The organism is Paenibacillus naphthalenovorans (genome assembly GCF_900099895.1).
GTDB lineage: Bacteria > Bacillota > Bacilli > Paenibacillales > NBRC-103111 > Paenibacillus_G > Paenibacillus_G naphthalenovorans.
The window spans coordinates 14,328-27,184 of sequence record NZ_FNDY01000021.1; the positions used below are offsets into that span (position 1 = coordinate 14,328).

General features: G+C 47.4%; 12 protein-coding genes and 1 pseudogene. 5 read left to right on the forward strand and 8 right to left on the reverse strand.

Going from position 1 to position 12,857, the window contains the following annotated elements; all coding sequences use genetic code 11:
• Positions 1-37: 37 nt before the first annotated feature.
• The gene (locus tag BLT35_RS17760) at positions 38-1,108 is read right to left on the reverse strand and encodes a sensor histidine kinase (RefSeq protein ID WP_054818583.1); all 1,071 of its coding nucleotides are present in this window, start codon (positions 1,106-1,108) and stop codon (positions 38-40) included.
• Entirely contained in the window at positions 1,105-1,797 is a 693-nt protein-coding gene (locus tag BLT35_RS17765; protein WP_062408337.1) for a response regulator transcription factor, read from the reverse strand. The genes BLT35_RS17760 and BLT35_RS17765 overlap by 4 nt, the downstream gene beginning before the upstream one ends.
• A gap of 196 nt (positions 1,798-1,993) precedes the next feature.
• On the opposite strand from BLT35_RS17765, the pseudogene BLT35_RS17770 reads away from it, so the two are divergent.
• From BLT35_RS17770 to BLT35_RS17780, 3 genes and pseudogenes are all read left to right on the forward strand, one after another.
• Positions 1,994-2,692, forward strand: a pseudogene (locus BLT35_RS17770) (DJ-1/PfpI family protein); the annotation flags it as partial.
• 80 nt (positions 2,693-2,772) lie between these two features.
• Entirely contained in the window at positions 2,773-3,405 is a 633-nt protein-coding gene (locus BLT35_RS17775) for a DUF2306 domain-containing protein (RefSeq protein ID WP_062408339.1), read from the forward strand.
• Positions 3,406-3,453: 48 nt separating this feature from the next.
• Positions 3,454-3,645 (forward strand): hypothetical protein, encoded by a 192-nt coding sequence (locus BLT35_RS17780; RefSeq protein WP_074729226.1) that lies wholly within the window; start codon positions 3,454-3,456, stop codon positions 3,643-3,645.
• An 87-nt stretch (positions 3,646-3,732) separates the two neighbouring features.
• On the opposite strand, the gene BLT35_RS17785 is transcribed toward BLT35_RS17780, so the two are convergent.
• On the reverse strand, positions 3,733-3,942 hold the full coding sequence (locus tag BLT35_RS17785; protein ID WP_054818585.1) for a hypothetical protein: 210 nt from the start codon (positions 3,940-3,942) through the stop codon (positions 3,733-3,735).
• Between the two features lie 264 nt (positions 3,943-4,206).
• On the opposite strand from BLT35_RS17785, the gene BLT35_RS17790 reads away from it, so the two are divergent.
• On the forward strand, positions 4,207-5,265 hold the full coding sequence (locus BLT35_RS17790) for a nitric oxide synthase oxygenase (protein ID WP_074729228.1): 1,059 nt from the start codon (positions 4,207-4,209) through the stop codon (positions 5,263-5,265).
• 1,011 nt (positions 5,266-6,276) lie between these two features.
• Here BLT35_RS17790 and BLT35_RS17795 read toward each other — a convergent pair.
• Positions 6,277-6,822 carry a MerR family transcriptional regulator gene (locus tag BLT35_RS17795; protein WP_235594336.1) on the reverse strand — a complete coding sequence of 182 codons (546 nt, stop codon included), beginning with the start codon at positions 6,820-6,822 and terminating at the stop codon, positions 6,277-6,279.
• Between the two features lie 206 nt (positions 6,823-7,028).
• Positions 7,029-7,787 (reverse strand): SDR family NAD(P)-dependent oxidoreductase, encoded by a 759-nt coding sequence (locus tag BLT35_RS17800; protein ID WP_074729230.1) that lies wholly within the window; start codon positions 7,785-7,787, stop codon positions 7,029-7,031.
• 636 nt (positions 7,788-8,423) lie between these two features.
• On the opposite strand from BLT35_RS17800, the gene BLT35_RS17805 reads away from it, so the two are divergent.
• The gene (locus BLT35_RS17805; RefSeq protein WP_074729232.1) at positions 8,424-10,067 is read left to right on the forward strand and encodes an S-layer homology domain-containing protein; all 1,644 of its coding nucleotides are present in this window, start codon (positions 8,424-8,426) and stop codon (positions 10,065-10,067) included.
• 80 nt (positions 10,068-10,147) lie between these two features.
• Here the strand turns inward: BLT35_RS17805 and BLT35_RS17810 are convergent, their stop codons facing one another.
• The 3 genes from BLT35_RS17810 to BLT35_RS17820 are packed head-to-tail and all read right to left on the reverse strand — an operon-like array spanning position 10,148 to position 12,855.
• Positions 10,148-10,621 carry a hypothetical protein gene (locus tag BLT35_RS17810; protein WP_074729234.1) on the reverse strand — a complete coding sequence of 158 codons (474 nt, stop codon included), beginning with the start codon at positions 10,619-10,621 and terminating at the stop codon, positions 10,148-10,150.
• Positions 10,622-10,654: 33 nt separating this feature from the next.
• Entirely contained in the window at positions 10,655-11,182 is a 528-nt protein-coding gene (locus BLT35_RS17815) for an NAD(P)H-dependent oxidoreductase (RefSeq protein WP_074729237.1), read from the reverse strand.
• A 44-nt stretch (positions 11,183-11,226) separates the two neighbouring features.
• Positions 11,227-12,855 (reverse strand): DHA2 family efflux MFS transporter permease subunit, encoded by a 1,629-nt coding sequence (locus BLT35_RS17820; protein ID WP_074729239.1) that lies wholly within the window; start codon positions 12,853-12,855, stop codon positions 11,227-11,229.
• Positions 12,856-12,857: the final 2 nt, after the last annotated feature.

Below are 12,857 nucleotides of genomic sequence, written 5' to 3' on the forward strand. Positions count from 1 at the left end.
CTTCGCTTGCTTCCTTGGTTATTTGGAGCCGGTCTTCCTATCGGTTAGCGACAGGAATCCAGCCTGAGAGGATGGCTCCTCCCTCCGGGTGGTTGCTTGCAGCAAGCTCGCCTCCATGCCGGCGGATGATTCGCTGGGATATGGTCAGCCCCAATCCGGCTCCTCCCGTCGCACGATTTCTCGATTGCTCTCCCCGATAAAGAGGCTCAAAGATACGTTTGAGCTCATCCTGCGCAAAGCCCGGCCCTGAATCTTGGATCGTGAACGCTGCCCGATCTCCCTGCTGGCGGCACTGAACGAGAATGCGGCCATGAGCAGGCGTGTGCCGCACGGCATTATCCAATAAATTGCTCAACGCGCGCTCCATTAAGTGCGAATCTGCTCGAATCAAACAATCATCCGGCGCATAATGGGCGACGATCGAGATGTGCTTCTTCTGCGCTTGCGGCTCCAGGCTGTCAATCGATTTCTGAACAATTTCGTTAAAACCTGCTGTGTTCTTGCTTAGCTCCGTTTCCAGGTACTCCAACTTCGTAAAGGTGAAAAGATCCTCGACCAACCGGTCCAATTGCGCCGATTTCTCCTTGCAAACATCCACATACTTTGCGATTTGTTCCGGTGTTTGCGCAATGCCTTGCTCAACCCCGTCCAAATAACCGCGCAAGGCAAATAACGGTGTCCGCAAGTCATGTGCGACAGCAGCGATAACGAATCTCCGTTCCTCCTCCAGCTCCGCTTGCTTCCGGTGCGAGCTTAGCAGACCGTTCACCATGACTTCGAATCCCTCTCGAACCTCGGCAATCTCTCTGATGGTCGATGGGGGCAGCTGAACGTCCCAATCGCCTTCGGCAATTTGCCGAGCTGCCTGGCTCATTTTCTCAAGGGGCATAAGAAGGAGCCTTCGCATGCGAATGCCTACAATAAAGAAAGCGAGCAGAAGCCCTGCAAACGCAGCCACAATGGGAACCGCATAGGAATCCGGCCGGCCCGCTCCAATATGCAGCGATTGGGTCGTGATGAAGTGAGCTGCCACAAAGAAAACCCATGGCAGCAGCAGAAGGAGCACCAAACTGAACAAGGCATAGGTACGAATACGAAGCTTCCTCATGTTATACGCCCCTCGAAGCGATAACCAACGCCCCATACGTTGGTTAAATATTGCGGCTGATCCGGATCCAGCTCGATCTTCTCGCGAAGACGACTCAGATGGACGCGAATCGTATGCTTATCGCCGATGCCATCCCAGAATTTCGCGAGCAATTGATCATAGGTAAACACCTGTCTCGGTTGCTCCGCAAACAATCGCAGCAGCTCATATTCCTTCGGCGTGAGCGAGACTCTCCTTCTATCGACGAACACTTCTCTAGTAGACAAATCGAGCTTAAGACGGCCATAATCCAACACCTTGGCCGCACTTGCTTGCTGGTTGCCGGCGCGTCGCAGAACAGCCTTTACGCGGGCAACGATTTCGCCGGGTGAAGCGGTTTTGACGATATAGTCATCGCCGCCAAGTGTCAACCCGCGAATCTTGTCTACATCATCGCTGCGGGCACTCAAGAACAGGATCGGAACAGGGCTTTCCGTCCGAACGCGCCGGCAGAAATCAAATCCGTTTTGTCCCGGCATCATAACGTCCAGGATGATGCAATGAACCGTGTTCTGTTGAAACGCTGTCCATGCTTGCGCCGCGTCATTAGCCATTACGACCTGAAAATGATCATTCTCCAAAAAGTCTCTCAATAGTTCAACGATGCTCCGGTCATCGTCCACGACCAAGATCGTAGGTCTTTCATTCATATCGATCCCGCCTTCATTCCGAGGATTGACCCTTACCGAATATATATATAAGTGTATCATCTCTTCCGCCAAAAAAACGAGTTCCGCGCATATTGTGACGGTTTGTTTATGGTTTTGTTACCTTTTTGGCGCTACGTTTGAGAGATTCTTTTGGTATCCTACCTATCAGTGGAGTGAATAAAAGGAGGTTATATGGATGTTGACTGTACAAATCGTGCTGTTCGATGGCTTCGATCTTCTGGATGCTATTGCACCTTACGAAGTATTTTGCGCGGCCGGAATGGTTGCCGATCATGCGTTGTGTGTGGAATTCGTCACTGCGGAAGGGCCAAGGCTCGTCCCAAGTGGCGTAAACGGGTTAAAAATTGAAGCGGGCGGCAGGCTGAGCCCATACCGAAAGGGCATCATTCTCGTGCCTGGCGCGTCCGGTGAGATAGAAGGAGACAGCCCAAATTCCATTCCTGCCATTTTGGCCCGTGCCGTGAACACGGAACTGACCGGAATACTTAAGCAGGCACTCGGGCATCCGGATATCGTAGTGGCTACCGTATGCGGGGGTTCCTTGGTGCTGGCCATGGGAGGACTGCTGGAAGGAAGGCCGGCGGTAACGAATTACTTGGGAATGGATGTGCTTGGGGCGACCGGTGCCATACCTGTTCCGGCTCGCGTAGTCGATGACGGCAACCTTGTTACCGGGGGCGGTGTAACCTCGGGGCTGGATATCGCGCTCCATCTCGTTGAGCGGGAGCTGGGGCCTCGGATTGCACATGCAGTAGAGCAATTGTTCGAATTTGAACGGAGAGGAACGGTCTGGCGTAACATCGGTATCCCCCCGCGTAAGGGATCGGCGGTCCGTGACCCAAACGCCGCGAGCCTTCAAGGCACATCGGTGAATGACATTATGACCGGTTTCGCCAAAGCCGATGTATTGCCGGCCTCCAAATTAACAGGGAAGCGAATATAAGGGGTAAAAGCATGAACAGACGCCAAACCTTCTACAAGCTGATCGCGTGCGTTAGTATGATTTACATCCTTTATGTCTTGGTCAACAATTTCGTTGTCGATCCAGGTGCCGAGACGTTTTTAAGTCATAAAGCAGGTCTTGAGTATGAGCTTAAACCTCGGATCTGGCTAATGGTCATGTATATTCATGCAGGTTTCGCCTGTATTGCGATGGGCTCGGGTCTCATCAATTGTTCAAGGCGCAGCTATGAGAAGCACCGTGGTTTTCATCGCGTGAACGGCTGCGTCTATGTTTCGTCCGTGCTTATTGCCGTGCTGACATCCGGATACATGGCGCCCTATGCCACGGGAGGAAAAATAAGCAGTATAGGCTTTAATGTTCTCAATATTCTCTGGCTGGTCATAACGGCAACTGCTCTTGTCCACATCTTTAAAAAACGGATTCTTCAGCATCGTCGGTGGATGATTCGAAGCTATGCCTTTTGCTATACGAATATGCTGATCCATCTGCTCACCTTCGTGTTTCACCAGATCATCGGCTTCGCTTACGTGACCAGCTACACGATTGGATTATACGGCTCGATGGTGCTGCTGATGATTGCTCCGGAAGTGCTTTTTCGAGTGAAAAAACCTAAGTGCGCATAGGCCTGCTCGATTCAAAAATTCAAAAATGAAAATGGGGGCGGTCAGCCTGTGGATTTTGGTTATATCGAAACGGTTGCCGCTTTATATGTGTTCAACGGACTTGCCGCCATGCTGATCGTAGGCGCTCAAAACATTATCCATTCGCTCAAAACAGAGTTTTCCCTACCCGAATGCGTTCGACCTCCGTCGGTTGGGGGCTTGGCGTCGGCCGGATCGGTTCTATTCTCGGACCGACAATAGGCGGTTATTTATTGGCTTTGAACTTTTGAATTCAAAACCTACTTCATTTTGTTCAGTATCCCATTGATTTTAGTTTCCTGATCATACTTACGTTTCCCAAGCACGTGGAGGAATCAGAAGGGGACAAGCAGGAATATCTCCCCAATACAGCGGAACAAATTCATTCAAGCATCTAAGAGTCATGCCGTTAAAAAGGCAGCCTAACCCAATTTTGAGAACGTGTCTTTTTAAAATTGGCAGGTGCAGGTTGAGAGGAATGATCTGCTTAAGCTGGTCCCGCTTGTCCTTTTGACTCACGTACCAGGCCTCCATGTGTTGGCAGATCATAATGCCATAAAGTTTACATAATAATTATTATGTAAACATTGAATGTGAATGTACCACAACATTGTAGAGCGATGTCGATCGGATTCCAACATTAGACTAAGAGAATAAATATTAGACTGGCAAAGTGTATTAGGCTAACGGGCAGAAGAGCTCAATAGTAAATGGGTATAATTTGGAGTATACTATACAGTGGAAAAGTATATCTACCGGCGGACTTGAAAGGAACATTTCAGCATGGAACTATACGAAGAATCAAGAAAATTCATTATCACTTGCTATGAGGAACTCGGAAAGGGGATAGACGAAACTCACGAAAGAATATCGGAAATATGGAACATGATCAAACAGGATGGAACCTATGAGCATTCATTTGAGGAATTGGAACACGGTGCTAGAATGGCTTGGAGAAATAGCAATCGATGTATAGGACGATTATTTTGGCAGTCACTCAAAGTGTTTGACGAAAGAAGTCGACAAACCGCTGAGGAAGTTGTGACTGCTCTTTATCGCCATATTGAATATGCAACGAACGTAGGAAAAATCAGGCCAACCATCACAGTGTTCGACCCTAAGATTCGGATCTGGAATCACCAACTCATTCGCTACGCCGGTTATGAAACAGATCAAGGTATCGTGGGCGATCCACATTCAGTGCGTTTTACACGTATTTGTGAGGAGTTAGGATGGCGAGGTAAACGAACGGCATTTGATGTGTTACCATTAGTTATTCAAGTAAATGGGGAAAAGCCTGTATGGTTCCCTATTCCTGACGACTTAGTAATGGAAGTCGATATTCGTCATCCGGATTTACCTCAATTCATTGAATTAGGACTCAAGTGGTACGCTGTTCCAATGATTTCAGACATGGCATTAGAAATAGGCGGCATTACCTATTCAGCAGCACCGTTCAATGGTTGGTATATGGAAACAGAGATCGGTGCACGTAATTTCGCCGATACTCAGCGGTACAACATGTTACCCAAGGTGGCTCATTTAATGGGGCTTAATACCAAAACGGACACATCCTTGTGGAAGGACAGGGCACTGATCGAGTTAAACATCGCTGTGTTGCACTCTTTCAATGAACAAGGTGTCACCATTGTCGATCACCACACTGCAGCGAAACAATTTCAACTTTTTGAGCAGATCGAATCTGACGAAGGACGAAATCTTACTGGGGATTGGTCATGGCTAATACCTCCGGTTTCACCGGCAACGACACACATTTTCCACAGTCATTACGATGATACAATCACTAAACCCAATTTCTTTCGGCAATCCCCCCTTTTTTGACAAGCAATTAGACATTCATCCTTTATTATCAGACAATTTATTTTATAAACAAAATCTACTAATTATAGATAATGGGTGAAGGATACTATTGAGCACACTAAAAGGATCAATATTCAGATCGAACATAGATTGGTTGGATTTGTCTCAGGCATTCCATTCAATATTCCTTTTTTTGTAGAATTAGAATTATATATAAAACTAAGGAAAGAAGTCATTGTCATTATCTTGTTAATGCCAAGTGCAGTAAGAAATAATAGAGGGGGTGGTATAAATTAGGGAGAGCAGAAGAAAGTCAGTTCGAGTTCCGGTAAATATGTGAAGAACATGAAAATATCTTACCCAAAAAAAGCTGGCCTAATTGGTCGGCTTTTTTTGTTTAAATATAGTGGATCGGATCATCGAAACTTATTTTTTAATGTACGAAAAATCACATCAAATTGTGTAACAAGATATATGAAAGCATGCCATACAAAGGGCCTAATCGATTTATAGACATATGTACAAAATACGAGTTTTGTGAAAAAGTATAACTGACAATATGAGCATTCCAAATAATATCTCTGATCAATTGTCAAGTACAACTAAATACGAACTTCCATAACATTTTCCTCATACTGACTCGATTAATGTCTTAAAGGACATCATTTTTCTTCTGTAATAAATGACATGTCTGACAATCCTGACCGGCTCTCCAGCGAACCGGAACACTGGCAATATTAGATCGAATATTAGATTCTTGCTCTTCCTTTTCATCCGATGCTTTAATCAAGAAAATGGAAAATAGATTTCGCTTGTATTTGCTTGGCAATTCATATCTCATTTATAGCGATTTCTTTTTTGTTTTAGAAAATGATTTGTTTTGGTAAGTCGGAATAAAGCAAATTTGAAGGCAGCCCAATAAAAGCAAGAAATGCCGGGGGCTATCCGCTGATAGAGCAAATAACCCCGGCACGCTTTTGAACCGCCGGCATGCGGATTTTATTGTAAGTGAAATTACGGCGCATCGGCTTCCTACCTGGTTTTGAACAAGCGTTGAAAAAATCCGGGCTTGCCCCGGCCGGTTCGTTTTGGTGCCTCAACGGCAACCGCCACTTCAAACTGGGAACGAAGATGTTCCGTGAGATGCCGGTCGCGCATTTTTAAGGAGTCCTCAATATACCGCTGCTGCTGTTCCATCACTTTCGATTGCTCGTCCAGCTTTTGAATCAGCATCTGAAGCAGCCCGTTTTGGTCCGTAACCTTTTCCGCAAGGTCCTCAACTTGTTTTTCGAAATTCGATTTGGCCTCCGGTGTTTTATCCATGTTTACGCTGCCCTCAAGCCATTCACGCACCTGGTTGTAGGTCCAGCCTTCGGTTTGAATTTTTTCTTTAATCGCCAGCAAATCGGAAATGTTCTTTTGCGTAAAACGACGGTGTCCGCGAGAGGTACGCTCCACTTGCAAATTAAATTCTTTTTGGTAAACACGGATTAAATCGTCCGACAGCTCCGTCATTTCAGCAACTTGTTTGGTACTGTAGAAGGCTTCAACAGAAATTTCGTTTTCAGATTCCAGCATCGATTGCACAATACTCCCTCCCTATTAAAAACTCGCAACACCTAATCCAGATTTCAACTCTACTTCTTTCATTGTAGATTCAAAGAGATGAATTTACAGTCGAAATCAGGGTGTCGGATATTCAAAAATAGTGAGGAAAAGCATTTTTGTTTTGTATTATATCCGTTGAATTTTGACGATTGTTGTTGGAGCGTTACCGATACGGTTTATACTGCTGTCCATCCTCCGTCGACCATGACCGTATGGCCTGTGACCAAATCAGATGCAGAACTGGCGAGATAAATGACCGTGCCCAGAAGATCCTCCGGTTTTCCGATCCTTTGAATAGGTTGACGCCGAAGGTAATCCTCTTTAAATGTCTCTTGTGCAAATAAAGACTCAGTTAACGGCGTTAATAAATATGTTGGACCGATAGCATTGACATTAATGCCGAATTCAGCCCATTCGGCTGCCAGGGTACGGGTCAAATTGATCACCCCTGCTTTGCTTGCGGTGTACGAGGACCGTTCGGCGGAACCGATCATCCCGTTAATGGATGCGATGTTGATGATCTTCCCGCTTCCTTGCCGGATCATGACTTTGCCCGCGGCTTGGCAGCAAAAGAAAACGCCCTTCAGGTTGACGTCCATTACTCTGTCCCATTCTTCTTCTGTCACCTCTACAGCCTTTTTCCTGATGATCACTCCGGCATTATTCACAAGTACATCGATTCTCCCAAAATAATCACAGGCTTGCTCGATCATCTTCCCGATCCCGCCCACGTCCGTTACATCCAGTTCAACGACCAGGGCTCGCCTGCCCGCGCTGCGGATTTGCCTGGCAGTCTCATTGGCGGTTTCCAATCTCTCCGGAAGTTCAGTAATGACCAGATCAGCTCCGGCCTGGGCAAGTCCCAGAGCTATACTTCTGCCAATGCCGGAACCGATTCCAGTAACGATGACCACTTTGTTGTCAAGGTTAAACATGGGAATGTCCTCCTGTCCAGCTAATGAATTTAGCAGTCTGAATATGGAACAAACAACAGGTGAAATATCTATATTGTCTACTAAAACCGCTTTCATGTCTAACAAAAAAAGCTGTCCTGAGAAAATAAAGTATTAGACATCCATGCCGCTGGTTCATTGAGCTAACGTACCCGTTTGCTTAACAATTTCATTCAAAATAAACCTAAAATCATAACCAACCCTTCTCAAAAGCAATTAATCCTAAAACCGCACCTATTCCAGCACCAAGAAAAACAGGAATAACCCAACCTGACTTGTTCTTCCCATTGCTCTGTATCAAATTCTTATCACTCAAAAATCTCACCTCGGTAAAACTATACGAATTATTTTTGGTGAAGGTTCCAAGGATGACAAAAGCTTGATTGATTTATCCCCAGCCGGTCTTTATGGTCAATCGATTGAACTCAACATAAATAATATTATGTAAACAATGAAGCGGCCATCCTTGGCAAGCTGCTGTTCAAGGGGCTGTTAATTTATTTCCAGATGACTTTGGTATTCTTGCCAATGTATAATGAAATCGTTGTACTCATTCCCAACTTTATCACGCTCTTCCACCCGGTTTTCGCAGATTGAATGATGAAGGAGGCCTTTCTAATGAATAAAAGCTTCAAAATTTTGGCGTGTTCGACAATGGCTTTTGCCATGCTGACTTCCGCAGCCCTGGCCAATCCGGTAGAAAATAAGTCGGCCGTTGCCGTTGCTAACGCAAAAGTCTCTTATGCTTTCAATGATTTATCCAATATTGATCCGGTTTTGAAAGCAAAGATAGATTCGCTGCTGTCTAAAGGAATATTTGAAGGAGTTTCGGATGATACCTTCGGGATTCATCTAAACATGACTCGTGCCCAGTTTGCGAAAGTGGCTGCACTGGTCTTCGATTTGGATGTTGATTACAGCATCACTACCTCCAGCTTTGCGGATGTGAAAGCCGACGATCCGCAACATGGCTGGGCGATCCCGTACATAGAAGCCGCTAAGAAGGCCGGGCTGATCGATGGGATGACGGATACGGAATTTGCTCCGGGAAATGATGTGACGATAGGCCAGCTGGATAAGGTGTTCGTCGCCGGTTTGGGTAAGCCGGTGAACGTGACAGGCAGTCCCTGGTATGAGGATGCTGTAAGGCAAGCTCAGGCTTTGGGCATTCACCCGCCCGGCAAAGACGGCCGTGCTGCGGCTTCCCGTGCCGATCTGGTTACAGCCGCTTATGCCGGTTATGAAGCGTTCCATAAGCAAGAGGATAACGCAACTCCGGCAGCGATTGTTTCTGTCAAATCGGTTGACAATAAGACCGTGCAAGTGATACTGAACCAGCCGGTGGATCCTTCCAAGGTCGCCTTTTCCCTTACCAAGGATACCCAGCAATTCTCTACAACAACCAAGTGGTCCAACGACCATAAATCAGCGGATTTAACCGTTAACGATGCTGAGCTAACCGCCGGCGAGTACACGATTAGAGTAACCGGTCTGGACAAACCGCTCACAGCGACGTTAACCGTTTCCGGAACGATAAGCACCAATGATCCCCATGTATCTATCACTAATCCCGGCACTATCGCCAACGTGATCGATAGCGGATTAACGAGTGCGGCTACCGGGCTCAACGGCTTTGTCACAAGGACGGTAGCCGAAGACCCGACCCTCAGCAAATTTGCCAAGGAAATCAAATTTAATGTGACCAATGCGGCTGGAGACGCCGTAGCGATTCCAGGCATCATCGAGACGATCACCTCGTCCGATCCCAATGTGGTCAAAGTCGGTCGCTCGAATGACAACCGCGGCTATGTTCTGGGCAATAAAGCGGGAACGGCGACCGTGAATATCGTTTACAAGACCAATAAAGGCGAAAGCAAAGTCGCATCGGTAACCGTAAACGTAAAAGACGAGGTCGTGGCCGCAAGTCAGGTTGAAGCCGATGCGAGAGCCTATCAAAGAATGACGGTATCGGATAACGTATATTCCGCCGAATTTAACGCGTTTACTGCGATGAACCTTAAAGTATACGACAACTACGGCATCAAGTACCAGAAAGATGAAGTGCAGAAGTATAATTTTGCCCTCGCTGTAGTGCTTATCGCGGATCATATTGTTGGAGATCTGGACAAAGGCGATACAGGCACGGTGACGGTAGATCCGGATGGGACGGTTCATGTCGTCGGAAACGTCACGCAATTTGATATAACCGCGCATTTACCGAACAACAAGAGTGCAACTACAGAAATTCGACTTCTCCCATAATAACAGCCAAAAGACGCAGCATAGCAAGTGTACAAAAAGGCCCGAATGGCTCATCCGAATGAGCTTTCGGGCCTTTCCTGTTATGGTTTTTCCGATCTGTCGTTCATCATCAAACGCAGCGCGGCGCGAAAATCGTCATCTTTCATTGCCGTATGATCCGAATCCTTTTTTGAGCTTTCGCGTTGGTCCGGCTGCCGAAATTTTTGAAGCGCCTGCCGGTAATCCCGATCGGCCATTTTCCCGTCATCCGGAGCGCGCCGCGTTTGCCCGGAATCCGTGCTTTCAAGCACCGAAGAATCGTCAGTGACGGATATTCCTTCTGATTGGGGCTCCATGCTTTCCGTTTTGGCCGCCGGCCGGGCATGCTTTGGTGCTGCCGCGGATGCGCTCGTGTCATCTGACGATTCCGGTTTCGCCAAATCTTCTTCAGGACGGACTATGGGATATTGCCGCTCGCTTCTTTTAGGGGTCGAAGAGAGCGAACGAAGATTATAAACAATGAGAATCACGATAAGGATCAGGCCGACGGCAATGCTCAATATGGGAACAATCACCGCCTCTCCCCCTTTCCACACTGATGTCCCTCACTACACATGAATGAATTTATTGGTCACCTGAGCGACGCGTTCTCCCAATGCTCTTCCGAGCGCTATTCCCTGCTCGCTTATGAGCTCATCCTTATCGATCGGACAAGTGATGCCGACGCCATAATAAGAACCGTACAGGGCATTCTCGGGAATATTGCCGGGAAGACCTACGATAATCATCCCATGATGCAGCATGGGAGTCATTAAACTGACCATGGTGGACTCCAACCCGCCATGCTGTGTTGCCGTCGTACAGAATACCGCCCCGATTTTATTGATCAGCTTGCCGTTCGCCCATAGATGCCCGAGCTTATCGATCCAGGCTTTTAACCCCGAACTAATCGTTCCGAAATGCCCGGGACACCCCCAAATGATGGCGTCCATATCGGCGAGATCGTAGACACTGGCCGAATGAACATGGTGGATATGCACCTCCGCCTGAGCCTCTCTCGAGGCCCCTTCAGCGATGGATCGGGCCAAAGCTTCCGTATGTCCGCCTTCACTATCGTATACAATGTAAATTTTCATTTAACCGCCTCCGCTTCACGAGACTTTCAAGAATTAACCATACGTTAACCTTGCCGGGTTTGACCAGGAGCCGGAAGCATAATGACCTCCGTACTCGCTGCCTCTTCCCTTTCCGCAGTCTTTTTATCTTTTCGCACATCCTTCAGAAATACACACAGCAGCAGGGCGGCGGCCGAAATGATGGAGGTCCAGAAAAAGGCATCGTTGATCCCCATAACCGTGGAATGCATCTGAGCTTGTCCAGCGAGCTGGGAAATGGCTTGGACTTGTGCCTGTTCCAGCGGCAGGTGCGACGAATCGGCTATCTTGTGAACCAGCGAATTAAACGACTCCATAAAGGCTGGATTGGTTGTATCCATCCGGTTCGTATACGAAGCAAAATGGAAAGTCGACCGGTTGGTGAAAATCGTCGTAATCCAGCTTGTGCCAATCGAGCCGCTAATTTGACGCAGCGTATTGGACATTGCTGTACCGTGGTTGTTCAATTCCTTCGGTAGCTGGTTCATCCCTGCGGTCATAATCGGCATCATCAACAACGACATCCCAAAGAAACGAAGCATATACAGAATCATAATAAAGTTATACGTCGATTCCATTGTCAGCTTAGTAAATTCATATGTGGTGACGGTCGTAATGATCATGCCGATGATCGCAAGCGGCCGCGGGCCGACTTTATCGAATAAAGCTCCCGACACCGGCGACATGACCATCATGACCAGCGCACCCGGAAGCATAAGAAGTCCGGACTCCATAGGCGTAAAGCCTCTTAAGTTTTGCAAGTATATGGGAAGCAGAATCATCCCTGCGAACATGCTGGCTGTCAGAAGCACACTGATGACGGTGGATAACGAAAACATGCTGTATTTAAACACGCGCATATCCAGCATAGGCGTATCGGACTGCATTTGCTGCAGTACAAAGATGAAGATCAAAGCCAAACCGATAACAAGATAAGCCAGGACTGCGATATCCGTCCAGCCTTTCGTTCCCGCTTCCGTCAAGCCGTACAAAAGCAATCCAACTCCGGTTAAAGAGGTAAAGGTGCCGAAATAATCCAGCTTTATTTTTTTCGGTTCTTCGATATTGTTTAGCGTAAAAAAGGCAATGATAAGAACCAGCACCCCTAGAGGTATCATCCCCGAAAAAAGTAGATGCCAGTCATAATTTTGCACCACCCAACCGGATAATGTCGGGCCGACCGCCGGAGCGAACATCATAGCCAGCCCGAAAAGCCCCATGCCCTTGCCTCGCATCTCCGGAGGGAAGATATACAGGATCACACTCATGACAAGAGGGGAAAGCACTCCCCCGCCAACGGCCTGAATCAGACGACCGGCCAGCATGAGCGGAAAATTCGGGGCCAGGCTGCATATCAGAGCTCCGAGCGTAAAACAGAACATGGCGATCAAAAACAACAAACGAACTCCGAACCTTTCGATTAAGAATGCGGATAAAGGGATTAAAATCCCGTTTACCAGCATATAGCCGGTTAAAAGCCACTGGATCGTATTCGTCGTTACACCGAAATCCGCTGTCATATGTGGAAGAGCAACGTTTAATAACGTCTGGTTCAAAATCGCCAGGAACAAACCCAGCATCAACACGGTCAACAGCGGGATATGCCGGGAAATACTGTCGCCGCCGCTCTTCACGGCTGAGTTTTGAGCAGCCATAT